This window comes from Caulobacter sp. LjRoot300 (assembly GCF_964253875.1).
Taxonomy (GTDB): domain Bacteria; phylum Pseudomonadota; class Alphaproteobacteria; order Caulobacterales; family Caulobacteraceae; genus Caulobacter.
Genome location: NZ_CAXUSA020000002.1, coordinates 850,891 through 877,822 on the forward strand (window position 1 = coordinate 850,891; position 26,932 = coordinate 877,822).

At 69.6% G+C, this 26,932-nt stretch carries 28 protein-coding genes; 12 read left to right on the forward strand and 16 right to left on the reverse strand.

Translation table 11 applies throughout. The features are described 5' to 3' along the window. Window positions 1-244 precede the first annotated feature (244 nt). Both ACSQ2G_RS09265 and ybaK read left to right on the forward strand, forming a co-directional pair. Entirely contained in the window at window positions 245-2,716 is a 2,472-nt protein-coding gene (locus ACSQ2G_RS09265) for a glycoside hydrolase family 3 protein (protein WP_436030197.1), read from the forward strand. A 211-nt stretch (window positions 2,717-2,927) separates the two neighbouring features. Beyond that, the gene (gene ybaK, locus ACSQ2G_RS09270) at window positions 2,928-3,401 is read left to right on the forward strand and encodes a Cys-tRNA(Pro) deacylase (protein ID WP_436030199.1); all 474 of its coding nucleotides are present in this window, start codon (window positions 2,928-2,930) and stop codon (window positions 3,399-3,401) included. 126 nt (window positions 3,402-3,527) lie between these two features. Here the strand turns inward: ybaK and ACSQ2G_RS09275 are convergent, their stop codons facing one another. From ACSQ2G_RS09275 to msrA, 10 genes are all read right to left on the reverse strand, one after another. Further along, a complete protein-coding gene (locus ACSQ2G_RS09275; protein ID WP_436030201.1) occupies window positions 3,528-4,487 on the reverse strand; it encodes a bifunctional helix-turn-helix transcriptional regulator/GNAT family N-acetyltransferase in 960 nt (319 codons plus the stop codon). A 135-nt stretch (window positions 4,488-4,622) separates the two neighbouring features. Then, window positions 4,623-4,853, reverse strand: a complete 231-nt coding sequence (locus tag ACSQ2G_RS09280) for a DUF5961 family protein (RefSeq protein ID WP_436030203.1) — start codon at window positions 4,851-4,853, stop codon at window positions 4,623-4,625. Window positions 4,854-5,205: 352 nt separating this feature from the next. After that, window positions 5,206-7,698: a DNA topoisomerase (ATP-hydrolyzing) subunit B gene (gyrB, locus tag ACSQ2G_RS09285; protein WP_436030204.1), complete on the reverse strand. Its 2,493-nt coding sequence runs from the start codon at window positions 7,696-7,698 to the stop codon at window positions 5,206-5,208. Further along, complete coding sequence (gene recF / locus ACSQ2G_RS09290) at window positions 7,695-8,873, reverse strand: DNA replication/repair protein RecF (RefSeq protein WP_436030206.1); 1,179 nt, start codon at window positions 8,871-8,873, stop codon at window positions 7,695-7,697. The genes gyrB and recF overlap by 4 nt, the downstream gene beginning before the upstream one ends. Before the next feature lie 58 nt (window positions 8,874-8,931). After that, window positions 8,932-9,087 (reverse strand): hypothetical protein, encoded by a 156-nt coding sequence (locus ACSQ2G_RS09295; protein ID WP_436030208.1) that lies wholly within the window; start codon window positions 9,085-9,087, stop codon window positions 8,932-8,934. Window positions 9,088-9,155: 68 nt separating this feature from the next. After that, entirely contained in the window at window positions 9,156-9,905 is a 750-nt protein-coding gene (locus tag ACSQ2G_RS09300; protein ID WP_436030209.1) for an SDR family NAD(P)-dependent oxidoreductase, read from the reverse strand. 78 nt (window positions 9,906-9,983) lie between these two features. After that, entirely contained in the window at window positions 9,984-10,358 is a 375-nt protein-coding gene (locus ACSQ2G_RS09305; RefSeq protein ID WP_436030211.1) for a VOC family protein, read from the reverse strand. A gap of 327 nt (window positions 10,359-10,685) precedes the next feature. Continuing rightward, on the reverse strand, window positions 10,686-11,189 hold the full coding sequence (locus tag ACSQ2G_RS09310; RefSeq protein ID WP_436030213.1) for a hypothetical protein: 504 nt from the start codon (window positions 11,187-11,189) through the stop codon (window positions 10,686-10,688). Window positions 11,190-11,333: 144 nt separating this feature from the next. Then, a complete protein-coding gene (dnaN, locus tag ACSQ2G_RS09315; protein WP_028040494.1) occupies window positions 11,334-12,452 on the reverse strand; it encodes a DNA polymerase III subunit beta in 1,119 nt (372 codons plus the stop codon). A gap of 160 nt (window positions 12,453-12,612) precedes the next feature. Then, window positions 12,613-13,131: a peptide-methionine (S)-S-oxide reductase MsrA gene (gene msrA, locus ACSQ2G_RS09320; RefSeq protein ID WP_436030215.1), complete on the reverse strand. Its 519-nt coding sequence runs from the start codon at window positions 13,129-13,131 to the stop codon at window positions 12,613-12,615. Between the two features lie 98 nt (window positions 13,132-13,229). Here msrA and ACSQ2G_RS09325 point away from each other — a divergent pair, with 98 nt between their 5' ends. Beyond that, window positions 13,230-13,700, forward strand: a complete 471-nt coding sequence (locus ACSQ2G_RS09325; RefSeq protein WP_436030217.1) for a low molecular weight protein-tyrosine-phosphatase — start codon at window positions 13,230-13,232, stop codon at window positions 13,698-13,700. Window positions 13,701-13,788: 88 nt separating this feature from the next. On the opposite strand, the gene grpE is transcribed toward ACSQ2G_RS09325, so the two are convergent. Together grpE and hrcA are read right to left on the reverse strand one after the other, a co-directional pair. Beyond that, complete coding sequence (grpE, locus tag ACSQ2G_RS09330) at window positions 13,789-14,424, reverse strand: nucleotide exchange factor GrpE (protein WP_436030219.1); 636 nt, start codon at window positions 14,422-14,424, stop codon at window positions 13,789-13,791. 8 nt (window positions 14,425-14,432) lie between these two features. Next, window positions 14,433-15,509 (reverse strand): heat-inducible transcriptional repressor HrcA, encoded by a 1,077-nt coding sequence (gene hrcA, locus ACSQ2G_RS09335; RefSeq protein ID WP_436030220.1) that lies wholly within the window; start codon window positions 15,507-15,509, stop codon window positions 14,433-14,435. Between the two features lie 113 nt (window positions 15,510-15,622). Between hrcA and rph the strand changes: the two genes are divergently transcribed. Next, window positions 15,623-16,339 carry a ribonuclease PH gene (gene rph, locus ACSQ2G_RS09340; protein WP_436030222.1) on the forward strand — a complete coding sequence of 239 codons (717 nt, stop codon included), beginning with the start codon at window positions 15,623-15,625 and terminating at the stop codon, window positions 16,337-16,339. A 160-nt stretch (window positions 16,340-16,499) separates the two neighbouring features. Here the strand turns inward: rph and ACSQ2G_RS09345 are convergent, their stop codons facing one another. The 3 genes from ACSQ2G_RS09345 to ACSQ2G_RS09355 form a co-directional block, all read right to left on the reverse strand. Beyond that, on the reverse strand, window positions 16,500-16,730 hold the full coding sequence (locus ACSQ2G_RS09345) for a helix-turn-helix domain-containing protein (protein ID WP_028040500.1): 231 nt from the start codon (window positions 16,728-16,730) through the stop codon (window positions 16,500-16,502). 23 nt (window positions 16,731-16,753) lie between these two features. Beyond that, the gene (locus ACSQ2G_RS09350; protein ID WP_436030224.1) at window positions 16,754-17,287 is read right to left on the reverse strand and encodes a DUF2975 domain-containing protein; all 534 of its coding nucleotides are present in this window, start codon (window positions 17,285-17,287) and stop codon (window positions 16,754-16,756) included. 338 nt (window positions 17,288-17,625) lie between these two features. Then, window positions 17,626-18,216, reverse strand: a complete 591-nt coding sequence (locus tag ACSQ2G_RS09355; protein ID WP_436030226.1) for a glutathione S-transferase N-terminal domain-containing protein — start codon at window positions 18,214-18,216, stop codon at window positions 17,626-17,628. Between the two features lie 27 nt (window positions 18,217-18,243). On the opposite strand from ACSQ2G_RS09355, the gene rdgB reads away from it, so the two are divergent. The 5 genes from rdgB (at window position 18,244) to ACSQ2G_RS09380 (ending at window position 22,364) form a co-directional block, all read left to right on the forward strand. Continuing rightward, window positions 18,244-18,849, forward strand: coding sequence for an RdgB/HAM1 family non-canonical purine NTP pyrophosphatase (gene rdgB / locus ACSQ2G_RS09360; RefSeq protein WP_436030228.1), 606 nt, complete (start codon window positions 18,244-18,246; stop codon window positions 18,847-18,849). 174 nt (window positions 18,850-19,023) lie between these two features. Further along, on the forward strand, window positions 19,024-20,154 hold the full coding sequence (hemW, locus tag ACSQ2G_RS09365) for a radical SAM family heme chaperone HemW (protein WP_436030560.1): 1,131 nt from the start codon (window positions 19,024-19,026) through the stop codon (window positions 20,152-20,154). Between the two features lie 100 nt (window positions 20,155-20,254). Beyond that, window positions 20,255-21,124, forward strand: a complete 870-nt coding sequence (gene rsmI / locus ACSQ2G_RS09370) for a 16S rRNA (cytidine(1402)-2'-O)-methyltransferase (protein WP_436030230.1) — start codon at window positions 20,255-20,257, stop codon at window positions 21,122-21,124. Next, window positions 21,121-21,552 carry a YraN family protein gene (locus tag ACSQ2G_RS09375; RefSeq protein ID WP_436030232.1) on the forward strand — a complete coding sequence of 144 codons (432 nt, stop codon included), beginning with the start codon at window positions 21,121-21,123 and terminating at the stop codon, window positions 21,550-21,552. Before rsmI ends, ACSQ2G_RS09375 begins: the two co-directional genes overlap by 4 nt. After that, entirely contained in the window at window positions 21,549-22,364 is an 816-nt protein-coding gene (locus ACSQ2G_RS09380; protein ID WP_436030234.1) for a SirB1 family protein, read from the forward strand. Before ACSQ2G_RS09375 ends, ACSQ2G_RS09380 begins: the two co-directional genes overlap by 4 nt. 91 nt (window positions 22,365-22,455) lie before the next feature. On the opposite strand, the gene ACSQ2G_RS09385 is transcribed toward ACSQ2G_RS09380, so the two are convergent. Then, complete coding sequence (locus ACSQ2G_RS09385; RefSeq protein WP_436030235.1) at window positions 22,456-22,917, reverse strand: MarR family winged helix-turn-helix transcriptional regulator; 462 nt, start codon at window positions 22,915-22,917, stop codon at window positions 22,456-22,458. A 162-nt stretch (window positions 22,918-23,079) separates the two neighbouring features. Here ACSQ2G_RS09385 and ACSQ2G_RS09390 point away from each other — a divergent pair, with 162 nt between their 5' ends. The 3 genes from ACSQ2G_RS09390 (at window position 23,080) to ACSQ2G_RS09400 (ending at window position 26,391) form a co-directional block, all read left to right on the forward strand. Further along, a complete protein-coding gene (locus ACSQ2G_RS09390; RefSeq protein ID WP_436030237.1) occupies window positions 23,080-23,652 on the forward strand; it encodes a DUF308 domain-containing protein in 573 nt (190 codons plus the stop codon). A 110-nt stretch (window positions 23,653-23,762) separates the two neighbouring features. After that, on the forward strand, window positions 23,763-24,710 hold the full coding sequence (gshB, locus tag ACSQ2G_RS09395; RefSeq protein ID WP_436030238.1) for a glutathione synthase: 948 nt from the start codon (window positions 23,763-23,765) through the stop codon (window positions 24,708-24,710). 130 nt (window positions 24,711-24,840) lie between these two features. Then, the gene (locus ACSQ2G_RS09400) at window positions 24,841-26,391 is read left to right on the forward strand and encodes a YifB family Mg chelatase-like AAA ATPase (protein ID WP_436030240.1); all 1,551 of its coding nucleotides are present in this window, start codon (window positions 24,841-24,843) and stop codon (window positions 26,389-26,391) included. Window positions 26,392-26,932 lie beyond the last annotated feature (541 nt).

Sequence of the window (26,932 nt, forward strand, 5' to 3'; positions counted from 1 at the left end):
GCCCGATGGCGAGCGGCGTCCGCTCCATTCCGATCCGTCCCGTTCCAGCGCCGAACTGCCGGCGGGGACGACGCGCCTTCGCCAAACCCTCCGGCGGCGGCGCGCCCTGGATCCCCTTTCATCGGGGGCTCTCCAAACTCCGGCGCGACGATGTTCTCCCCGTCGCGCCGGTTCTTTGCCGCGCAATGTCCGCCCGCGCCCGCGCCCGCACCCGCGCGCCCGGGCCGCTTCCCGAAGGTGTTGAATGACCGTCCGCTCCCGTCGTCCTGCGATCTCGGCCCTGCTCGCTTCGACCCTCATTGCCTCGGCCGGCCTGGCGAGCGCTCCGGCCTACGCCCAGTCCAGCGTCGCCCATCCCGCCCAATGGCCCGCGGCCGCCAGTCCGGCGGCGATCACCGACGCCAAGACCGAGGCCTTCATCAGCCAGCTGATGGCCAGGATGAGCGTCGAGGAAAAGGTCGGCCAGACCATCCAGGGCGACATCGCCTCGATGACCCCGGCCGACTTGGAGAAATATCCGCTGGGCTCGATCCTGGCCGGCGGCAACTCGGCCCCGGGCGGCAACGACCGCGCCCCGCCCCAGGCCTGGACCGACCTGATCGACGCCTACCGCAAGCAGTCCCTCGCCGCCCGGCCCAGCCATGTCCCCATTCCCCTGCTGTTCGGCATCGACGCCGTGCACGGGCACAACAACATCGTCGGAGCGACGATCTTCCCGCACAACATCGGCCTGGGCGCCATGCGAGATCCGGCCCTGATCGGCCGCATCGGCCAGGCGACGGCCGAGGAGGTGGCTGTGGTCGGCGGCGACTGGACCTTCGGCCCGACCGTGGCCGTGCCGCGCGACGACCGCTGGGGGCGCAGCTACGAGGGCTATGCCGAGGACCCGGAGGTGGTGAAGTCCTATTCGGGCCCCATGACCCTGGGCCTGCAGGGGGCGTTGAAGCCCGGGCAGCCTTTGGCGGCGGGCCATATCGCCGGGTCGGCCAAGCACTTCCTGGCCGACGGCGGCACCGAGGGCGGCAAGGACCAGGGCGACGCCAGGATCCCCGAGGCCGAGCTGGTGGCGATCCACGCCCAGGGCTATCCGCCCAGCATCGACGCCGGCATCCTGACGGTGATGGCCTCGTTCTCCAGCTGGAACGGCCAAAAGATCACCGGCGACAAGAGCCTGCTGACCGACGTGCTGAAAGGGCGGATGGGCTTCCAGGGCTTCGTGGTCAGTGACTGGAACGCCCACGGCCAGCTCGCCGGCTGCACCAACACCAGCTGCCCGCAGGCGATGAACGCCGGGCTCGACATGTACATGGCTCCCGACAGCTGGAGGGGCCTCTACGACAGCACCCTGGCCCAGGTGAAGGCGGGCGAGATCCCGATGGCGCGGCTGGACGACGCCGTGCGGCGGATCCTGCGGGTCAAGGTCAAGACGGGACTGTTCGAGCGCGTCGCCCCCACGATCCAGGGCCGGTTCGACCGCTTGGGCGCGGCCGAGCACCGGGCGATCGCCCGAGAGGCGGTGGCCAAGTCGCTGGTGCTGCTGAAGAACGACGGCGTGCTGCCGGTCAAGCCGGGCGCCAAGGTGCTGGTGGCCGGGGCCGCCGACGACATCGGCAAGGCGTCGGGCGGCTGGACCCTGACCTGGCAGGGCACGGGCAACAAGAACAGCGACTTCCCCCAAGGCCAGTCGATCTGGGGCGGCCTCGAGCAGGCGGTGAAGGCCGCCGGCGGCCAGGCAGAGCTGGCGCCCGACGGCGCGTTCAAGACCAAACCCGATGTCGCCATCGTGGTGTTCGGCGAGGATCCCTACGCCGAGTTCCAGGGCGACCTGACCAACCTCGGCTACCATCTGGGCGACAAGACCGACCTGGCCCTGCTCAAGAAACTGAAGGCGCAAGGAATCCTGGTGGTGTCGGTGTTCCTGTCGGGGCGACCGCTGTGGGTGAACCCCGAGATCAACGCCTCGGACGCCTTCGTCGCCGCCTGGCTACCGGGCAGCGAGGGCGGCGGGGTCGCCGACGTGCTGGTGGCCGGCCAGAACGGCAAGCCCAGGCGCGACTTCCAGGGCAAGCTCGGCTTCTCCTGGCCCAAGCGCGCCGACCAGGGGCCGTTGAACCGCGGCCAGCCGGGCTACGATCCGCAGTTCGCCTATGGCTACGGCCTGTCCTACGCCAAGCCGGGCAAGGTCGGCGTCCTGCCCGAGGTCGCGGGCGACGTGGCGGCCGCCGGCAGCGTCGATCGCTATTTCGTCGACGGCCGGCTGCCCGCGCCCTGGCGGATGGACTTCGTGGGGGCGGGCTCGGTCAAGGCGATCGACGCCGGCGCCCAGGAGAACGCCCGCCAGGCGACCTGGACCGGACAGGGCACGCTGGCCATCCACGGCCCGGCCGTCGACCTGTCGCGCCAGACCACCGGCGACATGGCGGTGATGGTCCGTTACCGGATCGACGCCGCTCCGACCGGTCCGGTGACCCTGAGCATCGGCTGCGCGGACGACGCCTCGTGCGCCGGGACGATCGACGTCACCTCCGCCGTCAAGGAAGCGCCGCTGAACGCCTGGCAAAGCGTCAAGATCAAGCTGTCCTGCTTCCAGGCGGCCGGCGCGAAGATGGACCATGTCACCGCGCCGTTCGTGGTCGGCGCCGGCGGGCCGTTCTCGCTGTCCCTGACCGAGGTGCGACTGGCCTCGAACGAGGGCGACGCGATCTGCCCGAAGTAGGGCGTGTGCGGAAGTTGGAAGCTGGAATTCAATACCGTTGTCATCCCGGAAAGCGCGCAGCGCTTGTCCGGGACCCAGGACAGCCGCACAGCTTCAGCCCAGTCCCCTGGATCCCGGACAGCCTCTGCGAGGCTTCCGGGATGACAACGGTGAGGGCTTCGGCCCGTCCGGGGTCTGGCCCCGCCTAGCCCGGCTTGGCTATAGTGGCGCCATGTCCCGCACCACGCCCGCCACCCTCGCCCTGACCAAGGCCGGGGTCGATTTCACGGTCCATGCCTACGACTACGATCCCGACGCCGACAGCATCGGCCTGGCCGCGGCCGCGGCCTTGGGTGAGGAGCCCAGCCGGGTGCTCAAGACCCTGATGGCCCTGGTCGACGGCAAGCCGGTGCTGGTCATCGTCCCCTCCGACCGCGAGGTGGCGATGAAGAAGCTGGCGGCGGCGGTCGGCGGCAAGTCGGCCCAGATGATGAAGCCGGCCGACGCCGAGCGGATCAGCGGCTACAGGGTCGGCGGCATCAGTCCGTTCGGCCAGCGCAAGCCGCTGCCGGCGGTGATCGAGGCCGACGCGCTGGCAGAGGAGCGCGTCTACATCAACGGCGGTCAGCGCGGCCTGCAGGTTCGGCTCGACCCGAACGCGGCCGGCGAGGTGCTGAAGGCGATGGCGGCGCAGGTTTCTGGCTGAAGCCCAAAGCCTGTCATCCCGGACAAGGCCCGGAGGGCCGCCGATCCGGGACCGCCGGAAGCGCCTGCGTTCACGCGTCGGTCCCGGATCTTCGCGCTACGCGCTCGTCCGGGATGACACCGGTGATTATGAGGCGGGCTTGTACCGCATCGCCACGTCGCACCGCTCATAGCGGCTTCCAAACAGCGCCATGATCTCGGCGTCGTGCTGGAAGCCCAGCTTCTCGTAGAGGTGGATGGCCGGCCCGCACTTGCGGTTGGTCAGCAGGTACAGCCGGTCGGCCACGCCCATGGCCTTGGCCCGGTCCAGCGCCGCCGCTAGCAGGAACTCGCCGACCTTTCGGCCGCGCGCCGCTTCCAGGACGCCCATCTTGGTCAGCTCGAACCAGCCGTCCTTCATCTTCATGATGGCGCAGGTCCCCACCACCCCCAGGTCTGGAGTTTCGGCGAACAGCACCGCCCCGCCCTTGTCGACGATCAGCGCGCGCGGGTTCTCCAACAGGGTGACGTCGTTTTCCTCAAGGGCGAACATCTGCGAGATCCAGGCGGCGTTGATCGCGTAGAAGGCTCCGGCTAGGTCGTCGGAGAAGTCGCGAACCGTCAGGCCGCGCGCCGAGGTCACGCGGTCGAGCAGCGACCTGGCGTCGAGCCGCGCCTCCAGGGCCGCGATCTGGTCGAGCAACGCCTGCTCGCCGCCCTGGCAAAGCTCGGTCACGGCCGCCGCGACGCGCGGCCAGATCTCGCGCTGGGCCGCGCCGATCACCCGCGCGCCGTCCTCGGTCAGCGACAAGGTCTTGTGGCGCAGGTCGCGGGCCTCGCGGCTGACCCCGACCAGACCCTGGTCCACCAGGCCCTGCACGGTGCGGGTGATGGTCGGTTGGCTGATCCGCAGGCGCTGGGCCAGGGCGCCGATCGTCAGGGCGCCGTCCTGCTTCAGCGCCGCCAGCAGCACCTGTTGCGCGGGCTGGATCGGCAGGTCGTGCGCCTGGAGCACGGCCGTCGCCTCGGCCTGGAGCCGGTCGGAGAGCCGCTTGAGCCGGCTGCCGAGAAAGGCTGGCCCAAGGTCGGCGAGGGTGTCTGGGGTCATTACGCGCCTCATCAATATAGCGCGCTATATACAGCCTATGTGGAAACGGGAGCAAGCTGCGGGTTACACCCGACCGCGCCGCCGCGGGCGCAGTGTTCCACCGACGATCTTCGCCGGCGGCCGAGCCTTCAAAGACTATGGGGGGCAAGGCGCGGCGTCGCCGCTGTCCAGGTCGATCCGATAGCAAAGCTCCAGGCCGCTGTCGGCCTCGCGGACGATGACCGAAACCTCGTTGCCGGCGTCGACGGGCGGGCGCCACGTCTCCACGAACGCGATCGCCGCTTCCTCGAAGCTGGCGGCGTCCACGACGTGGCCGTGGCTACGGTCGTCGCGAGCATGAACGCGATAGGTCTGGATCTCGGGCATCGGTCGCTCCTCCATCCCGGAAACGCCCGAATCCGCGAATGGATTCATTCGCGCGGGGGGGGGGGGGGGATCGCAAATGCAGGTCTGGTTTGACGTTCGGACGCTCACCCATTCGGTCGTGGGCCGAGCATACGCTCTAGGAACGGCCTCATGCGACGAACGACCGCCTCGAGTTGGACCTCGAGCAGCCCCGAACGGTGGACCGACCAAGGGCCGTTCCACCGTTCAATTCCCAGTCTACAGTCTGTGGTGCGGACGAAATCGCTAATTCGTTCTCGTTCGCTTGACCGAACTCTCAGAACTTTCCGCGGCGTTCTCAGAAGATTTGGCGCGGACCAACGGCTGCGCAGCCTTAGACGTCCACCTCGGCGTCCAGGGCGTTTTCCTGGATGAATTCGCGGCGGGGCTCGACCAGGTCGCCCATCAGGCGGCTGAACATGTCGTCGGCGTCGTCGGCGTGGTTGACGCGGACCTGCAGCAGGGTGCGGGCCTCGACGTCCAGGGTGGTTTCCCACAGCTGGTCGGGGTTCATCTCGCCCAGGCCCTTGTAGCGCTGGATCGACAGGCCCTTGCGGCCGGCGTCGAGCACCGCGCCCACCAGGTCGAGCGGGCCGCGCACGGTGGTGGATTTGTCCTTGCGGCGGAAGATCGCCGAGCCCGAGAACACCTCGGCCAGGGCGCCGGCCCGTTCGGCCAGGCGGCGGGCGTCGGCGGCGTGCAGCAGGCCGTCGTCCAGCACCACGCTTTCCGTCACGCCGCGGCGGATGCGCTTGAACACATAGGCGGTGTCGCCGCGCTCACCCGACCACGGGCCGTCGCCTTCTTCCGCATACAGATCAAGACGCCTGGCGGCGGCGGCGATGTCCGGCGTGTCCCCGAACAGGCCGGCCAGGGCCGCCTGCTCGATGGCGAAGGCCGGGGCGCGCTGCGACAGGCGGTCGATGTTGCCCTTGGCCTGGCGGCACAGCTGGACCAGGGCCAGCAGGTCCTGGCTGGTGCGGCGCTCGCCTGACGGCAGGTCCAGCTCGGCCCCGTCGACGCCTTCGTCGACCAGGAAGGCGTCCATCTCGCTGTCGTCCTTCAGGTAGCGCGACGACTTGCCCTTGGCGGCTTTGTAGAGCGGCGGCTGGGCGATGTAGATGTAGCCGCGCTCGATCAGCTCCGGCATCTGACGATAGAAGAAGGTCAGCAGCAGGGTGCGGATGTGGGCGCCGTCGACGTCGGCGTCGGTCATCAGCACGATCTTGTGGTAGCGCACCTTGTCCGGGTTGAAGTCGTCGCGGCCGATGCCGGCCCCCAGGGCGGTGATCAGGGTGCCGATCTGGTCGGACGACAGCATCTTGTCGAAGCGGGCACGCTCGACGTTGAGGATCTTGCCGCGCAGGGGCAGGACGGCCTGGTTGTCGCGGTTGCGGGCCTGCTTGGCGCTGCCGCCGGCCGAGTCGCCCTCGACGATGAAGATCTCGGACTTGGCCGGATCGCGCTCCGAGCAGTCCGCCAGCTTGCCCGGCAACGACGTGATGTCGAGCGCGCTCTTGCGGCGGGTCAGTTCGCGGGCCTTGCGGGCGGCCTCGCGGGCAGCGGCGGCCTCGGCGATCTTGGAGACGATGGCCTTGGCCTCGTTCGGGTGCTCCTCGAACCAGGTTGCCAGGCCTTCCTGCACCAGGCTCTCGACGGCCGGGCGCACTTCGGACGAGACCAGCTTGTCCTTGGTCTGCGAGCTGAACTTGGGGTCGGGCACCTTGACCGACAGCACGCAGGTCAGGCCTTCGCGGGCGTCCTCGCCCCCGACATTGACCTTCTCCTTCTTGGTGATGCCCGAGCTCTCGGCGTAGTTGGTGATGATCCGCGTGAGCGCGCCGCGGAACGCCGAAAGGTGCGTGCCGCCATCCCGCTGCGGGATGTTGTTGGTGAAGCACAGCATGTGCTCGTGATAGCTGTCGTTCCACCAGACAGCCAGGTCGACCTCGACCTTGTCCTTGCGGCCGCGGATGACGATCGGAGTCTTCAGCAGCGGGGTCTTGGCCTTGTCCAGATGGCGCACGAAGGCCTCGATGCCGCCCTCGTAGTGCAGCTTCTCTTCCCAGGTCTCGGCGTCGCGCAGGTCGCGGAAATAGATCGTCACGCCCGAGTTCAGGAAGGCCAGCTCGCGCAGGCGATGCTCCAGCGTCTTCCGGTCGAACTCGATGAAGGCGAAGGTTTCCAGCGACGGGAAGAACGTCACCTCGGTGCCGGTCAGCACCTCGCCGGCCTTGGGGCCGTCGGCGCGCACGGGCGAATCGCCGGTTTCCTTCAGCGAGGTCACCGCGTCGCCGCGCTCGAAGCGCATTTGGTGGCTGCGGCCGTTGCGATGGATCTTCAACTCCAGCCAGTCGCTGAGCGCGTTGACCACCGAGACGCCCACGCCGTGCAGGCCGCCCGAGACCTTGTAGCTGTTCTGGTCGAACTTACCGCCGGCGTGCAGCTGGGTCATGATGACCTCGGCCGCGCTGACGCCCTCGCCCTCGTGGATGTCGACCGGGATGCCTCGGCCGTCGTCGGTGACCGTCACCGAGCCGTCGGCGTTGAGGATCACCTCGACCTTGGTGGCGTGGCCGGCCAGGGCCTCGTCGATGGCGTTGTCGACCACCTCGTAGACCATGTGGTGCAGGCCCGAGCCGTCATCGGTGTCGCCGATGTACATGCCGGGGCGCTTGCGCACCGCGTCCAGGCCCTTGAGCACCTTGATGGAGTCGGCGCTGTATTCGCCGGTCATCACTTCGGGGGCCGACATTTCCGAACCGTCCGCGGTGGTCAGGCGATCGGTGTTGGCGTCGGCTTCAGGGCCTTTGGTCTCTTCGGTCATACGTCTTCCAATGCGGTCAGGCCGAGTTCGCTGACGCGAACGCCGAGAGCCCGACCTTTCAGATGGTCGAACAGCGACTCGTCGGTGCCTGTCAGAAAAGCCTGCAGGCCGAGCGCCGTGATTTCGTCGGCCAGGGCGGCCCGCCTTTTCAGGTCGAGATGCGCGGCGACTTCGTCGAGCAACAATATAGGATTCGGCGCGTCGTTCGCACGCGAAAGTCGCGCCGCTTGGGCCAAAACCAGGTTCAGAATCAGCGCTTTCTGCTCCCCGGTCGAACATTCCGCGGCGGGACGGTCCTTGTCGACGTGGTGGATGGCCAGATCGCCCCGGTGCGGGCCGGTCAGGGCGCGTCCGGCGGCCCCGTCGCGGGGGCGGGCCGCCACCAGGGCCGCGGCGAGCCGGGCCTCGATTTCGCTCGTCTCGACGCCCTCCAGCGCCAGTTTTTCCCACTCGCCGGTCAGGGCCAGGCGAGCGCGGGGGAAGGGGCGGTCGCCGCGGCCGTCGATCTCGGCCTGCAGGGCCAGAAGGGTGCGAGCCCGGGCCCCGGCCATCAGGGATCCGGCCTGGCCCAGCCGAGCTTCCAGGGCGGTCAGCCAGACCGCATCGGCCGGCTGGCCGGTCTCGGCCGCGTCGGTCAGCAGCCGCATGCGCTCGCGCTGAGCCTTGTCATAGGCGTTGGCGTGGCGGGCGTGGTCGGGCTCGCCAGCGAACACCAGGCGGTCGAAGAACTTGCGGCGCTCGCCGGCCGCCTCGAGGAACAGCCGATCCTGGGCGGGGGTCAGCCAGATCGGGCGGACGTGGTCGGCCAGGCGGCCAGGCGGCACGGTCTCGCCGTCGATGCGCACGATGCGGCGCGCGGCCCCGGCCAGCTCGACGCCCGTGCCCAGGCGGACGGGCTCGTCGTCGCCAGGATCGGTCTGAGGCGCCTGGGCCTCGGCCGCGACCGCCCAGGCCCGCCCCGCCGCTTCGCCCGGCAGGCGGCGGCCGACCTCGGTCAGGCTGGAGCCGCGCAGGCCCTTGCCCGGCGACAGCAGGCTGATGGCCTCCAGCAGGTTGGTCTTGCCCGCCCCGTTGGGTCCGAACAGGTAGACGCTGGCGCCCTCGGGGCGCAGCCGCGCGCGCTCGTACGAGCGGAAGTCGGTCAGGGTCAGCGAAAGAAGGGCGGCGCGGCTCACTCGCGCCTTCTAGCCTATTCGGGCCGCAGGTCTAAATCCGTCGATGCGCGGGAACCGGTCAGCCCTGGTCGCGGCGCCGACCGACGCCGGCGTGGGCCATCAGCTGCGGCGGACCGCGCAGGGCGTGGAGCATGTGCGGGGCGCCCAGCAGGACGAGCAGCCAGCCGGCGCCACTGAACACGACGACGCTAATTCGTTCCCAGATCACGCGCATGGCGGACTCCTTCGGCGAGGATCGCTGGCTAGGCCCGCATCATGGCGGAACTGGGTCGAAGCCGGGGCCTACCGCTCCTGGTCGGTAGAGCGCATCAGGATCTCGTTGATGGTCACGTGGGCCGGGCGCGTGACCGCGTAGAGGATGGCGTCGGCGACGTCCTCGGCGGTCAGCTGGCGCATGGCTGCGGCGGCCTCGTTGATGGTGGTTTGAATCGCATCGACGGCGATGTGGTCGCGCAGCTCGGTGGCGGCCATGCCGGGCGAGATCACCGTGACCCGGATGTTGCTCTTGTGGACCTCCTTGCGCAGGGATTCGGAGAAGCCGAGCACGCCGAATTTTGTGGCCGAATAGGCGGCGGCCAGGGGATTGGAGACGTGGGCTGCGGTCGAGGCGATGTTGACGACATGGCCATCCTTGCGAGCGATCATCCCGGGCAGGGCGGCCTGGGTGGCGGCGATCAGGCCCAGCAGGTTCAGCTCGATCATCGACCGCCAGCGGGCCAGGTCCGCGCCCGCCACCGGCTCCAGGTACATGACCCCGGCGTTGTTGATCAGGATGTCCAGCTGGCCGAAGGCGGCCTCGGCCTCGCGGACAGCGCGCTGGGCCTGGGCCTCATCGCTGAAGTCGGCGACGATGACCTTCGCCTCGCCGCCCGCCTCGGTGATCCGCCGGGCCAGGGCCTGCAGGCGATCCTCTCGCCGCGCCGCCAGGGCGACCCTGACTCCGGCCCGCGCCAGGCCCAGGGCCACGGCCTCGCCGAAACCCGACGACGCCCCAGTGACCAAGGCCGCGCGGCCGCTGATGTCCATGCCCATGGGGAACGCTCCTCGCCGGCGCCGGAAGGGCGCCTGGGCGAGGATATGGGGGTTCGGCCCCCGATCGGAAGCCGAGCCTCAGCCGAACTTGTAGCCGCAGAGCTTGTTGCCATCGAGATCGCGGAAATAGGCGAAATAGGCGCCGGGCATGCGCTCGCCCGGCGCGCCCTCGCAGGTCCCGCCCAGCGCGATCGCCTGAGCATGGAAGGCGTCGACCGCCTCGCGGCTCTCGAAGTCGAAACCGCCCATCACGCCGTTGCCCACGCAGGCTGGCTGGCCGTCATAGGGGCCCAGCACGCCGAACAGGCCCGTGCCCTTGCCACGATAGAGCCGCCCGCCCGACGGGTGCTCGAAGACGCCGCTCATGCCGATCGATCCCAGCAGGGCGTCGTAGAAGGCCTTGGCCTCCTCGAGCCGGTTGGACCCCACCGTCATGTAGCTGACCCTGGCCATGCGCATCCCTCCCGTCTTCTTAGAAACGGAGGCTAGCACGCGAAAAGACTGCGACAAGGGGCGTGCTCGACCTGGATACGACTGCGCAAGTCGTCGCAGGTACCGGAAGTTGCTTGCGCGGCGGCGTGTCTAGGGCCTGAATAGCGGTAACAAACCCTGGGGAGGGAACATGAGACTCAAGGCTTCCGACGCCACGCGTCAGTGGTGGCAAAACAATCCCGAACTCGGTATCGCGATCGGTTGGGCGGTCGTTTGCGGAGCGCTCTGGTTGGTCGTGCGGGTTCTCGGGGTCGCTTGAGATCACGCCGTCTGCCAGGCGGTCTGCCTCTATCGATGAGCGTTCATTTTGAAGCGTGGGATCAGCACGCAACGGGGCTGGCCGTCCAGGATCGCCACGCGGGCCGCATAGCGTGAGGGCGGCGCGAAATAGTAGCGCTCGCCGCCGGTTTCGACGCCCAGAAAGACCGGTCCCGTGAATTGACAGACGGGATGCAGGCCCGCTCCGCGTTCGTCGGGCCGTCGGGTGCACATCATGTGGCCGACCCGGTATTCGAAGCTCGCCCCGTCGTACCGCGTGACCTGAGCCGTCCCCCAGGCGCGCTGGTAGCTGGCTTGGTCCAGGGACGGGCAGGGCGGACCGCGAAGGCTCCAGAACGTCGCCTCGTCCGTCGACGCGTCTTTCTGGGCCAGATAGAACGCGGCGCAGAGGCCCAGCGACGCGGCGATCACGATCCATCCGCCCAGGCTCATGCCGCTGTCGAGGATGTTCCGACGCCCGCGCCGGTCGGCCTCGGCGCTTTGGCTCGACAGTGGCCCCTTCGGATCGCCCAATCGTCCCCCCTCGTCTTGTGGACACAGTGGGAGGGGACTTTGGGGAGTCCGTCAATCCTGGATTGATCGGGCGGGAGGTTCGAATTTCCGCGGCAAAACGGGCGCACGCGGCGCCCGTTTCCAGAAGATTCGACGCTGGAAGCCTTACACCCGCAGCGGCATCAGCACGTATTTGACGCCCGGGTCGGTCGGGTCGACCACCAGGGTGGGCGAGGCCGGGTCGGCGAAGCGGAACTCGGCGATCGGCCCGCCGATCTGGCCGCAGACGTCCAGCAGGTAGCGGGCGTTGAAGCCGATCTCGAAGGCCTCGCCGTCGTAGTCGACCTCGACCTCTTCCACCGCCTGGCCGGCCTCCATGTTGCGGACCGTCAGGGTGATGCGGCCGGGCTCGACGGCCAGCTTCACCGAGCGGCTCTTCTCGGCCGAGATGGTGGCCACCCGATCGACGGCCTTGGCGAACAGGTCGTTGTCCAGGGTCAGGATCTTGGCGTTGTCGCGCGGGATGACGCGCAAATAGTCCGGGAAAGCGCCATCGATGACCTTGGAGGTCAGGGCGGCGCGGCCGAACTCGAAGCGGACCTTCTGGGCCGAGACCTGCAGGTCGACCTGCTCGCCGGCCGATTCCATCAGGCGGCGGGCCTCCTGGATGGTCTTGCGCGGCACGATGATGCCGGGCAGGCCGGCCGCGCCCTCGGGAGCGTCCATCTCGGCCAGGGCCAGGCGGTGGCCGTCGGTGGCCACGGCGCGCAGCTTGGTCACGCCGCCGTCGTTGACGGTGTGCAGGTACAGGCCGTTCAGATAGTAGCGGGTCTCTTCGGTCGAGATCGCGAATCGGGTCTTGTCGATCAGCCGGATCAGCTCGTTGGTGTCGACCGAGATGCGGCCCGACAGGCCGTCGCTGCTCATCACCGGAAAGTCGCCGGCCGGCAGCACCGGCAAGTTGAAGCGCGAGCGGCCGGCCTGGATCACCAGGCGCGGGTCGTCGCCGCTGAAGCTGAGCGAGACGTCCGAGCCGTCGGGCAGCTTGCGGACGATTTCATACAGGGTGTGGGCCGGGGCGGTGATCTGGCCGGGCACGTCGATCTGGGCCAGGCCCTCGTCGATGATCTCCATGTCCAGGTCGGTGGCCGAGAACGACAGGGTGTCGCGATCGGCCGACAGCAGGATGTTCGACAGGATCGGGATGGTGTTGCGGCGCTCAACGACGCTCTGCACGTGACCCAGCGCCTTCAGCAGCGCCGCCCGCTCGATGGTAAGCTTCATATCTCGGTCCAGGTCCCAGGGCCGCCGCCGACAGAGAGAATCCCCCGCGGCCCCGCAATGAATGGACTTGCGACATTAGCGTAATCGCGCCGCTGGGGAAGAGGGGGCGCGCGACGGGGTGCGGCGAAATGCGCGCCCCGTCGCGCAGAGCCGATCCGGCCTAGACGGCCGCCGCGCGCTCGGCCTTGGTCGGCAGGGTCCAGCCCGGGCGGATGAAGTGGCAGGTATAGCCGTTGGGGATCCGCTCCAGATAGTCCTGGTGCTCGGGCTCGGCCTCCCAGAACGGGCCGGCGGGAGCCACCTCGGTCACCACCTTGCCCGGCCACAGGCCCGAGGCCTCGACGTCCTCGATGGTCTCCTCGGCGACCCGCTTCTGCTCCTCGCTGGTGTAGAAGATCGCCGAGCGGTAGCTGAGCCCGATGTCGTTGCCCTGGCGATTCAGGGTGGTCGGGTCGTGGATCTGGAAGAAGAACTCCAGGATCCGGCGATAGCTGATCACGGCGGGATCGAAGATGATCTCGATCGCCTCGGCGTGGGTCCCGTGGTTGCGATAGGTGGCGTTGGGCACGTCGCCGCCGGAATAGCCGACGCGGGTCTTCAGCACGCCGGGATAGCGGCGCAGCAGGTCCTGGACGCCCCAGAAGCAGCCGCCGGCGAGGATCGCGGTCTCGGTGGTCATGGGGTGATGTCCTTTCATCGTCAGCGTGGGCGAGGCTACATGTTGGGCCTGACGGCCGTGCGCGCAAGCGGCGCGGTCTTTTGCTGGAAAGGCTGCCCGTGCCGCGACCCGCCGTCCTGTTCGTCTGCCTGGGAAACATCTGCCGCTCGCCCCTGGCCGAGGCGGCTTTCCGCCAGGAAGCCACGCGGCGCGGGCTGGAGGTCGAGGTCGATTCGGCCGGCACCGGTTCCTGGCACGTCGGCCATCCGCCCGACCGCCGGGCCCAGGCGGTGGCGCTGCGGCGGGGGATCGACATCTCCGGCTATCGCGGACGGCAGGTGACGCCCGACGACTTCCGCCGGTTCACCCACGTCGTCGCCCTGGACCGCGCCAACCTGGCGGACCTGAAGGCCTTGCGGCCGGCCGACGCGACGGCCGAGCTGCTGCTGTTGCTGGATGTGGTCGAAGGGCGCCAGGGCAAGTCGGTGGCCGATCCCTACCTTGGCGAGGACGCCGATTTCGACGTGACCTGGGCCGACGCCGTGGCGGGGGCCAAGGGGTTGGCGGATCGGATCGAGGGGGAGGGCTGAGGGTTTGCCCTACACGCTACAGAAGTTGTCATCCCGGAAGCGCGTAGCGCTGTCCGGGATGACAACCAAATTGCAGCTCAGGCCGGCCTCAAGCCTTCGTGTCGAAAGCCCCGCCGGTATCGGCGTCGGTGCTGGCGTAGGGGTTCGCCGCGCCCGCCGTCGGCTCGGCCGGGGCGTCCGGGCCTTTCGAGCCCTTGGCGGCCACGGCGACCATGGCCGGGCGGACCAGGCGGCCCATCAGCTCGTAGCCGGCCTGCAGCACCTGGACGACGCCGCCGGCCGAGACCTCGTCCGAGGGCTGCTCCATCACCGCCTGGTGCAGGTGGGGATCGAACTTCTCGCCCTTGCCCGGGTCGATCTTCTTGAGGCCGTTGCGATCGAAGGCCGCCAGCAGCTCCTTCTCGGTCATCTCGACGCCGATGATGAAGTTGGTCACCGCCGCGTCCTGCGACTCGCGCGGGCTGTGGGCGGTGGCGCGCGACAGGTTGTCGGCCACGCCCAGCAGGTCGCGGGCGAACTTCTGGATGGCGTAGGCGCGGGCGTCGTTGCTCTCGCGCTCGGCCCGGCGCTTGGTGTTCTCGGCGTCGGCCAGGTAGCGCAGGGCCTGATCCTTCAGGTTGGCCACTTCCAGCTTCAGCGCCTCGATCTCCTGCGACGCGTCTTCCCAAGAAGCCTGGTCGGCCTCGAAGGCCACGTCTTCGGCCGGCGTCTGTTCGTCGGTCATCTCGTCCTCTATCCGTCCATCATCCGGCCGAGCACGCGGGCGGTATAGTCCACCAGCGGGATCACCCGGGCATAGTTTAAGCGGGTGGGACCGATCACGCCGATCGCCCCCAGCACCTTCTGTCGGCCCGTCATATAGGGCGCCGCGATCAGGGAGGAACCCGAAAGCGAAAAGAGTCGCGTTTCGGCCCCGATGAAAATGCGCACGCCCTCGGCGGTCCGCACGTCGTCCAGCAGGCCGATCAGCTGGCCCTTCTGCTCCAGGTCGTCGAACAGCCGCCGCACGCGCTCCAGGTCCTCCCGGGCGCTGGTGTCGGCCAACAGGTTGGCGCGACCCCGGACGATCAGGGCGCGGTCGGCGTCGTCGCCGCCGCTCCAGGCGGCCAGGCCGTCCTCGACCAAACGCGCCGCCGTCGTATCCAGTTCACGCCGAGCCGCGTCCAGCTCGGCGGCCATCTCGACCTTGGCCTCGTTGAGCGTGCGGCCCCGCAGGCGGGCGTTGAGGAAGTTGGAGGCCTCCTGCAGCGCGGCGGGCGTGACGCCGGCGGCGCGCTTCATCAGCCGATTCTCGACCGTGCCGTCGTCGAACACCATGATCGCCAGGGCCTGGTCGGCGCCCAGGGCGACGAACTCCACGTGCTTGACCCCGCCCTCGCGGACCGGCGCCACCACCACCCCGGCCCCGCCGGCCAGGCCCGACAGGATGGCGCTGGCCTCGCCCATCGCCTCCTCGAACGAGCGGCCGTGGGCGAACAGCCGCGACTCGATGGTCCGCCGCTCCTCCTCGCCGATGTCGCCCACCTCCAGCAGGCCGTCGACGAACATCCGCAGGCCGGCATGGGTGGGGATGCGCCCGGCGCTGGTGTGGGGGGCGTCCAGCAGGCCCAGCTGGGCCAAGTCCTGCATGGTGTTGCGGATCGAGGCCGGCGACAGCGCCACCCCGCCGCGTGAAATGGTCCGCGAACCGACCGGTTCGCCGGTTTCGAGATAGGATTCGACCACCCGCCGGAAGATGTCGCGGGCGCGGGCGTCCAGGTCGGTGAGACTGGGAGTCTGAGCGGAAAAACCCGAAAAAAGCTGTGTCATCTAGCCTTCGAACGCGCCCTGGCGGGCTCCCCAGGTTCCGACGGGATTGGACGACCCCGCTGAAGTTAGGATAAGCGGCCCCATCCTATCACGCAAAGCCCCGGAGTTGTTCCATGCGTCCGTCCGAACGCGCCCCCGACCAAACGCGCGAAGTCACGCTGGAGACCGGCGTCAACCGCTATGCCGAAGGCTCGTGCCTGGTCAGCTTCGGCCACACCAAGGTGCTGGTCACCGCCACGGTCGAGGAAAGCGTCCCGGGCTGGATGCGCAACAAGGGCGCGGGCTGGGTCACGGCCGAGTACGGCATGCTTCCCCGCGCCACCCACACCCGCGGTCGCCGTGAAGCCGCCCTGGGCAAGCAGAGCGGCCGCACCCAGGAAATCCAGCGCCTGATCGGCCGCTCCCTGCGCGCCGTGGTCGACATGAAGGCCTTGGGCGAACGCCAGATCAGCCTGGACTGCGACGTCATCCAGGCCGACGGCGGCACCCGCACCGCCGCCATCACCGGCGCCTGGGTGGCCCTGCGCATCGCCGTCAACTACCTGATCGAGGAAGGCGTGCTGAAGACCGATCCGATCCTGGGCCAGGTGGCGGCCGTCTCGTGCGGCGTGTTCAAGGACACCCCGGTGCTGGACCTCGACTACGAGGAAGACAGCCAGGCCGAGGCCGACAGCAACTTCGTGCTGACCAACGCCGGCGACATCGTCGAGATCCAGGCCACCGGCGAGAAGCGCGGCTTCACGCGGGCGGAGTTCGAGAGCCTGTTCGCCCTGGCGGAGAAGGGGATCGGCGAGCTGTTCGTCAAGCAGCGGGAAGCGGTGTCCAAATAATCTCCGCCATCCCGGGCCTCGTGCCCGGGACCCCTCCGTCCGCCGCATGGGCAGGAGGGGGGCGCGCTGGCGCGCCAAGGCGCCTCACCCTCGGCTGAACCAGGGGTTCCGGGCACAAGGCCCGGAATGACGGCTAAAAGGTGAGCGCGAGGGCGGGCCCTCAGTCCTCCTCATGAACCTCGCCCGGCCCCGGCTCATACGTCATCAGATCCCCCGGCTGGCAGTCCAGTTCGCGGCACAGGGCGTCCAGGGTGGTGAAGCGCACGGCGCGGGCCTTGCCGGTCTTGAGGATCGACAGGTTGGCGATGGTCACGCCGACCCGGTCCGACAGTTCGGTCAGCGACATCCGTCGCTCCAGCAGGATGCGGTCCAGTTGCACGCGGATGGCCATGGGGTTCTCTCGTCTCCGCGTCGTCAGATTGTCAGTTCGGCTTCGCGGCGAAGGCGCGCGCCCTCGCGGAAGACCTCGGCCAGCACGAACACCACCAGGACCGGGAACCAGGCGCTGAGGCTGAACGAGCCGTCGACGATCTTGGCGTCCGGGGCTAGCCACTTGGCCAGGGCGGCGAAGATGTAGTGGCCGATCTCCAGGGCGGCCAGGACTAGGCCCACCACCCGCAGGCGGCGGACATTGTCCGGATGGAACGGATCGCCGGCGGTCAGGGTGGAGAACACCCGCCGCAGGCGCTCGACGATCACCATCCAGCCGCCCGACAGCAGCGCCCAGGCGCCCAGGGCGCCGGCGAACAGCGGCCCCTTGCTGATCAGTTCGTCGATCGAGCTGCCGATGTGCAGTTTCGAGGTGATCAGTTCGGGATTGAAGCTGAGCAGCAGCACCGCGACCGTGAAGATCGCCAGCAGGCTGACCCAGACCCACAGGCCCACATAGATCACGTCCAGGATGATCTTCAGGAAACTCGATACCGAGCCAGGCCCCAAGGCGCGCATCCGCTCTTCCCCTCACGCAGAAACGCCGACCATGCCCCGGCGGATCGGGACCGGTCAAAGGCGAGCTGGACCTCGGGTCAGAACGTCTTGATCGCGAAGGTCACGGCGGCCAGCGGCAGACCGGCGATCAGCGTCAGCGTGGCCATGCGGGTGGCGACGGCGTCGACGATGCGGATCAGTCTGGCGGCGGACATGGCGGGCCTTCGGGTCGGGTGCGGGACCGCGCCGGCATGGCGTGTCTCCCAGGTTCCGAAGATAGGGGTCGATTCCGCCAGCGCCAATGTCGCTTATCGATAAACGATATTAAACTTTAGCAATGATCGCGCTCACCGAACGGATTACGCCAGGTGTGGCGCCGTGGCCACCATCGCGCTCCGGCGACTGGCCGTTTCGTACCAGGCCGCCAGGTTCGGGCGGCCCTCGCGCCAGTCCATCACCTGGCGGACATCCAGGTAGGCCAGCTGGGCGGCGACCGCGATCTCGCCGATCTCGAAGCGGTCGGACGGCGGCGTCTGGCGCTCCAGCAGGTCGAGGGCGGCGACCAGGGCGGCGGCCTGGCGGTCGAACAGATCCTGGCGGTGCGGACCCTCGCGCAGGCGCTCGCGGACGATGGCCAGGGCCGCGTCGCCCATGCCGTCGGCCATGGCCTGGACGGTCAGGGCGGCCCAGCGGTCGGGACCCGCGGCGGGGGTCAGGGCCCTGCCGGCCAGGTGCTCGAGATATTCGCAGATCACCGGCGAGTCGAAGATCGGCGACCCGTCCTGCGTCAGCAGCACGGGGATCTTCGACAGCGGATTGATCGCCCGCACGCTCTCGTCGGTGTAGGGACTGACCACCACCAGCGCCAGCCGATCCGCCAGGCCCAGCTCGAAAGCCGCGACGCGAACCTTGCGGGCGAAGGGCGACATGGGGGAGTAGAGAAGCTGCATGGTCTTGTCCCGGAAAGGAGTCGCGCGATGACGCTGAAGCTGGAAACTGGAACGAAGCTTGTCGCCGCCACGCACAACCCTGGCAAGGCCAAGGAACTGGCGGCCCTGCTCGACGGCCGGTTCGAGGTGCTGGCGGCCGGGGCCCTGAGCCTGCCCGAGCCCGACGAGACCGAGACCACCTTCGTCGGCAACGCCCTGCTCAAGGCCCGCCACGCGGCCGAGCTGTCGGGCCAGATCGCCCTGGCCGACGATTCGGGCCTTTCGGTCGCCGCCCTCGACGGCGCGCCGGGCATCTATTCCGCCCGCTGGGCCGGGCCGGGCAAGGACTTCGCTTCGGCCATGGACAAGGTCGCCGAGCGGGTCGAGGAGACCGGCTCGCAGGACCGTTCGGCCTGGTTCACCTGCGCCCTGGCCGTGGCCTGGCCGAACGGCGGCCCGGCGGTGGTCGTCCAGGGCGAGGTCCACGGGACCCTGACCTTCCCGCCGCGCGGCGACCGGGGCTTCGGCTACGACCCGATCTTCATCCCGGCCGGCTTCACCCAGACCTTCGGCGAGATGGAGCCGGCCGCCAAGGACGCCATGAGCCACCGGGCCGCGGCGTTCGCGAAGCTGAAGGCGGCGCTGTTTGAGTAGAAGCCCCCATCGCTGTCATCCCGGAAGCCCCGCAGGGGCTGTCCGGGACCCAGAGGACTGGGCGGATGCGGTGCGGTTCACCTGGGTCCCGGACAGCGCTGCGCGCTTCCGGGATGACAACGCATACGAGGGTGAGGCGTGACCACCCAACCGCCCCCTCCCGACCTCCCCCCTCTGGGCGTCTACGTCCACTGGCCCTACTGCGCCCGGATCTGCCCCTATTGCGACTTCAACGTCGTGCGTGACCGGGGGCGGACCGACGAGCAGGTGGCCCTGGCCGACGCCATCGTCGCCGACCTGAAGGCCCAGCGGGAACTCACCGGGCCGCGAACCCTGCTGTCGATCTTCTTTGGCGGCGGCACGCCCTCGCTGATGGACCCCACCCAGGTGGCCCGGGTGATCGAGACGGCCAAGGCGCTGTGGACGCCCGCCCACGACCTGGAGATCAGCCTCGAGGCCAATCCCACCGACGCCGAGACCGACCGCTTCGACGCGCTTGCGGCGGCGGGGGTGGCGCGGCTGTCACTGGGGGTCCAGGCCCTCGATGACGCCGCCCTGGCCCTGCTCGGCCGCAACCACGACGCCGGCTCGGCCCGGCGGGCGATCACCGTGGCCGCCCGGGCCTTTCCGCGCCTGTCGGCCGACCTGATCTACGCCCGTCCCGGCCAGACGGTCGAGGCCTGGACGGCCGAGCTCGGCGAACTGCTGGTCATGGGCCCCGAGCACGTCTCGCCCTACCAGCTGACCATCGAGGCCGGCACCGCCTTCGATCGCGCGGTCGGGCGCGGCAAGCTGGTCGTGCCCGACGAGGACCTGGCCGCCGCCCTGTTTGAGACCACCCAAGCGGTGCTGGAGGCGGCTGGTTTCGACGCCTACGAGGTCTCCAACCACGCCCGGAGCGAGGCGGCCCGCTCGCGCCACAACCTCGTCTACTGGCGCGGCCACGACTATGTCGGCGTCGGCCCGGGCGCCCACGGCCGCCTGACCCTGACTGACGGAAAGCTGGCGACCACGGCCCGGCGCGGGATCGCCGACTATATCCAGGCGGTGACCGAAACCGGCGTCGGCTTCGAGCGCGAAGCCCTCACGCCGCTGGAGGCCGCCGAGGAGCGCCTGCTGCTGGGCCTGCGCATCGATGACGGCGTGAGCTTCGCCGAAATCGCCGCCCTGGACCTGTCGCCGGACACGCCGAAGGTGAAATCTCTGGTGGAGTCCGGCCTCCTGGTCGATGATCCTCTGCGCCTGCGGGCCACCCGATCCGGCCGCCTGGTGCTGGATCGGCTGACAGGAACGCTCGCGACCTGATAACCCTTGTAGGCGCGCCGCTTCGTGGCCGCTCAGTCCGCGTCGGCCAGTCCCGTGTTGCCAGTCCTGCGTTGCCCAGGCCCGTGTTGAAAGTCCGCCCTTGAGCCGCCAGCTTGCCCCGCCCGTCCTGTCCGAAGCGCCGCTGGCGCCGGGGCTGTACCTCGTGGCGACGCCGATCGGGAACCTGCGCGACATCACCTTGCGGGCGCTCGACGTTCTCTCCGGCTGCGACGTCCTGCTGGCCGAGGACACCCGCGTTTCTGGCAAGCTGCTGGCCGCCTACGCCATTTCCAAGCGGCTGCAGCGCTATGACGAACACGTCGCCGACCGCGAGACGCCGCGCATTCTGGAGCGGCTGCAAGCCGGTGAGCGGATCGCCCTGGTCTCGGACGCCGGCACGCCGATGGTTTCCGACCCCGGCCTGCGCCTGGCCCAGGCGGCGATCGCGGCCGGCCTGCCGGTGTTCCCGATCCCCGGCGCCTCGGCGGCGCTGGCCGCCCTGACCCTGGCTGGCCTGCCCACCGACCGTTTCCTGTTCGCCGGCTTCCCGCCGACCAAGACCGCCGCTCGCAAGACGTTCTTCGAGGAACTGGTCAATGTCCGCGCCACACTGATCTTCTACGAGGGCGCCTCGCGGGTGGCCGACAGCCTGGCCGACATGGCCGCCGTGTTCGGACCTCGTCCGGGCGCGGTGGCCCGCGAACTGACCAAGCTCTACGAGACCTGCGTCCGCGGCCCGCTCGACGTCCTGGCCGCCGACCCCCGCTTCGAGGCCCCCAAGGGCGAGATCGTCATCCTGGTCGGACCGGGCGAGGACGAGGTCGCCAGCGCCGCCGACGCCGAGACCGCCCTGCGCGAGGCCATGGCCCGCCTGCCGCTGGGCGAGGCCGCCTCGGAGGTGGCCAAGGCCCTGGGCCTGTCGCGCAAGGACCTCTATCGTCAGGCCCTGGCGATGAAGGCGGCCGGATGAGCGTCGTCCGCCCCGCCCGTCCTGACCGCCAGGCCCAAAGACAGGCCGAGAGGCAGGCCCAAAGGCAGGCCAGGGGCGCGGCCGCGCGGCTGTCGGGACGTCGCGCCGAGGTGATCGCGGCCCTGTGGCTGATGGTCAAGGGCTATCGTATCCTCGGCTTCCGCCTGGCCACCCCGCTGGGCGAGATCGACCTGCTGGCGCAACGGGGCGGCGTGCTGGCCGTTGTGGAGGTCAAGAGCAGGACCAGTCTGGAGGCGGCGCTGGAAGCGGTGACCTACGAGCAGCGGGCCAGGCTGCGTCGCGCCGGGGCGCACATCGCCGCCCATCGCGCCGGCCTGCGCGGCGCGGTGGTCCGGCTGGACCTGATCGCCCTGGCCCCCGGCCGCCGTCCGCGCCACGTCCCCAACGCCTGGATGGGCGATCAATGACGCGGGAGGAGGCCGAAGCCCTGCTGACCGACGCCGGCGAGCGTTCGGACAAGGCCTTTCCGCTGTTCGAGGCGGCCCTGGCCTGCGCCGTGCACGACGATCCCGACCGCGACCTGGCTCCCGTGCTCGACATGGCCAAGGCCTCGATCGACCGGCTGACCGACCGGCTGAAGAGCGAGTCCCCGGAGGAGGCCCTGGCCGAGACCATGGCCGGCGACCTGCGGCTGTCGGGCGACCTGATCACCTACGACCATCCCGACAACGCCGACGTGGTCGCCGTGGCCGAGCGGCGCAAGGGCCTGCCCGTCACCCTGGGGGTGTTCTACCTGCACGCCGGACGGGCCTGCGGCCTGGACCTGCACGGCGTCGACTTCCCGGGCCACTTCCTGCTGCGCATCGAGACCGAGGAGGGCCCCCTGGCGCTCGACCCGTTCAGCGAGGGCCGGGTGGTGCTGCCGTCCGAGCTGTCGCGCCGGGCCCTGCGCACCGGCCTGATGCCCGACGTCGCCGCCAAGCTGGACGTGCTGATGAGCCCGATCCCGGACCGCGCCGTGTTGATCCGCCTGCAGAACAACATCTTCGCCCGCGCCCAGCAGGCCCGCGACTGGGCCCGGGCCGAGCGCTCGGCCCTGCGCCGCGCCCTGCTGGACCCCACCGACCACCATCCCTGGCTGGACGTCGCCGCCGCCCGCGAGGGCCAGGGCGCCCTGGCCGGCGCCCTGCAGGCCCTGTCGCGCGCCCAGGTCCTGGACGGCGGCGCGACCATCGCCGCGCGGGCGGCGCGCGAGCGGATGCGGCTTAGGTTGAACTAGGCGTGGTCGGGGACATGCCCTCGCGGCGTGTCCCCAACAGCAAGCGTCGCGTCCGGAAATGGGGACACGCCACAAGGGCATGTCCCCGACCTCAGTGCTGCGGCCGCTCCGCGACGAAGCGCGCCACCGAGTCGCGGAAGGCCTGCACGTCCTTGTTCAGCTGGATCAGCTTCTCGACGCTCGTTCCGGCCGACTCGAACAGCGTCTGGCCCAGGCAGGCGCTGCGGGCCTGCATGTCGCGGCCGTGGTCGGTCAGGCTGACGACCACCTGGCGCTCGTCGGCGGGGTTGCGTTCGCGCGACAGCAGGCCGGCGGCCTCCATGCGCTTGACCAGCGGCGTGACGTTGCTCGAGTCCAGGCCCAGCCGCTCGGCGATCGCGCCGACGCTCTGGCCGTCGATCTCCCAGAGCGCGCTCAGCACCAGGTACTGCGGATAGGTGATCTCCAGGGCGTCGAGCAGCGGCTTGTAGGCGCGGTTGATCGCCAGGCTCGCCCCGTACAGCGAAAAGCACAGCTGGTCGTCGAGCGTGAGGGTGCGGGCGGCGTCTGGCACGGAAGGCTCCTGCGAACGCGTTCGCCTTAGCGCGAAAATAGATGTCGTGACAAATAATGACTCGACAGACGTTCGGAAGGTCGGGTAGGTCGCATCATATGTCGCGACATTAAATGCTGTAACATATTTCATTCTCCGACCCTCGCCCCGATGGAGGCCCTCATGGCCAATGACACCTCGCGCTCGCGCACCGACGCCGGCGCCCTCGTGCGCTACTACTTCCTCCGCGCCGGCGTGGCCGCCGCCTGGGTCGCGCTCGCCTTCACGATCGCCCGATCCAACCCCGTCCTCGCGGGCGCCCTGCTGGTGGCCTATCCGGCCTGGGACGCGTTCGCCAACGCGCGGGACGCCAAGGCCAACGGCGGCTTCCGCGCCAACATCGCCCAGGCCCTCAACACCGCCGTCAGCGCCGCGGTCGCGCTGGCGGTGCTGGTCGCTCTCCAGATCGACATGCGGCTAGTGCTCGGGCTGTTCGGCGCCTGGGCCATCCTGGCGGGTCTGCTGCAGCTGGTTGCCGGCGTGCGACGGTGGCGCGCCTATGGCGCCCAATGGGCGATGGTGCTGAGCGGCGCCCAGTCGGCCTTGGCCGGCGGGTTCTTCCTCAAGAGCGCCACCGGGCCCGTCGCCTCGGTCATCACAGTCGTCGCGCCCTATGCGGCCTTCGGAGCGTTCTACTTCCTGGTCTCGGCGATCCTGCTGGCCGTGAAGACCCGTCGGCGCGCCGAAACCGCCTGACCGGCGCGCGCGGATCGCGGCGGCCTCTCGCATTCGGGCGCGGGCCGCCTTAACTAGGCAGTCGCGGCGCGGGCCCTCCCCGCGCCGCCCCTAGCCGATCCGGAGCCCCCATGTCGCTGAGAGTCGCCGTCCAGATGGATCCCGTCCTGGGGATCAACATCGAAACCGACACCACCTTCCTGATGATGTGGGAAGCCCAGGCGCGGGGCCACCGGCTGTGGTTCTACACCCCCGACAAGCTGTCGATGGAGGATGGCCGGGTGTTCGCCCGCGCCCAGCCGCTGAAGCTAACCAAGACCCAGGGCGCCCATGCCGAGCTGGGCGAGGCCGTGATCCTGGACATGAAGGACGACGTCGACGTGGTGCTGATGCGCCAGGACCCGCCGTTCGACATGGCCTACATCACCGCCACCCATTTCCTGGAAAAGGTCCATCCGCACACCCTGGTGGTCAACAATCCGGCCGAGGTGCGCAACGCGCCGGAGAAGCTGTTCGTCACCGACTTCCCGGGCGTCCAGCCGCCGACCCTGATCACCAGCGATCACCAGGCGATCTACGACTTCCGCGCCCGGCACGGCGACATCGTCCTCAAGCCCCTCTACGGCGGCGGCGGGTCGGGCGTGGCGCGGCTGCTGGCCGACGACCCCAACCTGGACGCCCTGCTGGAACTGCACGCCATGATCGGCCGCGAGCAGGTGATCGCCCAGAAGTTCGTCCCGGCCGTCAGCAAGGGCGACAAGCGCATCCTGCTGGTGCACGGCGAGCCGGTGGGGGCGGTCAACCGCGTGCCGGCCGCCGGCCAGGTGCGGTCCAACCTCCGGGTCGGCGGCCGGGCCGAGGCGGTGGAACTCACCGCGCGCGACCTGGAGCTCTGCGCGATCATCGGCCCGGAACTGAAGCGGCGCGGCCTGCTGTTTGTCGGCATCGACGTGATCGGAGAATACCTGACCGAGATCAACGTCACCTCGCCGACCGGGGCCCAGCAGCTCAAGCGGTTCGGGGGCGCCGACGCCGCCGCGATCCTCTGGGATCGGATCGCCGAGCTGAGTTCCAGCTAAAAATGAGGAACGTCGGCTAGACGACTGAATCGTCACACTTTCCTGAAACGTTCGTTTTTCGTTCTTGCTCCGCTCCAACGGCCATGGTTGGCTTGTGGATAAAACGGTGGGCAACGGGACGGGAAAGCTAATGGCGGCAAGGGTCGTGACGGTGGCGTTCGAAGGCGTGGAGGCGCGCCGGGTCGATGTCGAGGTGCAACTGACGGGCGGCGCCCAGATCATGGTGATCGTCGGCCTGGGCGACAAGGCCGTGGCCGAGAGCAAGGAGCGGGTGCGCGGCGCGTTCGCCGGCCTGGGCCTGGCCCTGCCGCCCAAGCGCATCGTCGCCAACCTGGCGCCCGCCGACCTCCCGAAAGAGGGCTCGCACTACGACCTGCCGATCGCCCTGGCGGTGATGGCGGCCATGGGCGTGATCCCGATCGACGCCCTGGACGGCTGGGCGGCGATGGGTGAGCTGTCCTTGGACGGACGGATCGCGCCCTGCGCGGGGGCGCTGCCGGCCGCCATGGCCGCTGGGGCCATGGACCTGGGCCTGATCTGTCCGGAAGCCTGCGGGCCCGAGGCGGCCTGGGCGGGCGGCACGCGGATCCTGGCGCCGCGCTCGCTGGTGGCGCTGATCAACCATTTCCGGGGCGGCCAGATCCTGTCGGCGCCGTCGCCCGGTCCGGTGGTCGAGGGCGAGGCGGCGAAAGACCTGCGCGACGTCAAGGGCCAGGAGCACGCCAAGAGGGCCTTGGAGATCGCCGCCGCCGGTTCGCACAACCTGCTGTTCTGCGGCCCGCCCGGCTCGGGCAAGTCGATGCTGGCCCAGCGCCTGCCGGGACTGCTGCCGCCCCTGAGCTCGCAGGAACTGCTGGAGACCTCGATGGTCCATTCGGTGGCCGGGCTGATCGCCAAGGGAACCCTGACCCGGGCCCGGCCCTATCGCGCCCCGCACCACAGCGCCTCGATGGCGGCCCTGACCGGCGGCGGGCTGAAGGCCAAGCCGGGGGAGGTGTCGCTGGCCCACAATGGCGTGCTGTTCCTGGACGAACTCCCCGAATTCGGCGTCCAGGCCCTGGACAGCCTCCGGGGACCGCTGGAAACGGGCGAAGTCATGGTGGCGCGGGCCAACGCCCATGTCCGTTATCCGGCCCGGGTGCAGCTGGTGGCGGCGATGAACCCGTGCCGTTGCGGCCACGGCGGGGCCGGGCGCGGGGCGTGCGGCAAGGCCCCGCGCTGCCTCCGCGACTACCAGGGCCGGGTCAGCGGGCCGCTGATGGACCGCATCGACTTGGCCGTCGACATGCCCGCCGTCACGGCCGCCGACCTAGCCCTGCCGCCGCCGTCCGAAGGCACGGCCGAGGCCGCCGCCCGGGTCGCCCGGGCCCGCCGCCTGCAGCTGGAGCGGGCCGAGGCGATCGAGAACGCGCCGGCGGGCGCCGAGGCGCTGAACGGCCGGGCCGAGGGCCGCTATCTGGAGAGGATCGCCGACCTGGACGAGGCCGGGCGCGGCCTGCTGGCCCGCGCCGCCGAGGCCGGCCAGATCAGCGCCCGCGGCTGGACCCGCGTGTTGCGCCTGGCCCGCACCATCGCCGACCTGGAGGGCGCGGCCGGCGTGAAGCGGGTGCACGTGGCCGAGGCGTTGGCCCACCGGCGGACCAGCGCCCTGGGCGCGGCGGCGGGCGAGGCGGCCTTCTAGGAAGTCCATGCTCTGCGCATAGCGAACGAACTCCCGCGATTTCAATGCCTTGAACTTTTTCGACCCTTTTTGATCCCCACCCCTTCCGACCGCCCGCATACTGATCCCACCTGAAAGCACGGGAAGGGCGCACGTACGGCGACCGATGCGGCTTTTGGGGGTGGTCGAGCGGGAAGCGTTTGTTGGTGGTCTTCGGTGACAACCTTTCGTGACGGTCCTGGGCAGGTTCCCCTTGGTCGGGACGAAACCCAGGCGGCGGAGGATCGGCAAGCGCAACAGGCACGGGCTGAAATCGCCCATGCGGTCCGGAGAGCGCCAACTCTCCGCCCGTCGGGGGCCTCCATCGGAGCGGGTTAAAAATCCGCGATCCGAAGGCTTCCGGATAACGGTTCCACGCGGAGCGCCTGCACTTCGTCGAAACGGTACAAAACATCAAAGCTATTCCGGGCGAGGCCCGGGCGCTTCGCACCCTTCCCATCACGCTCAGCGGGGTTCCGCGTGAGGCAGCGAAGCCGCGCCAATCAGATCCTCCCCCTGTGGG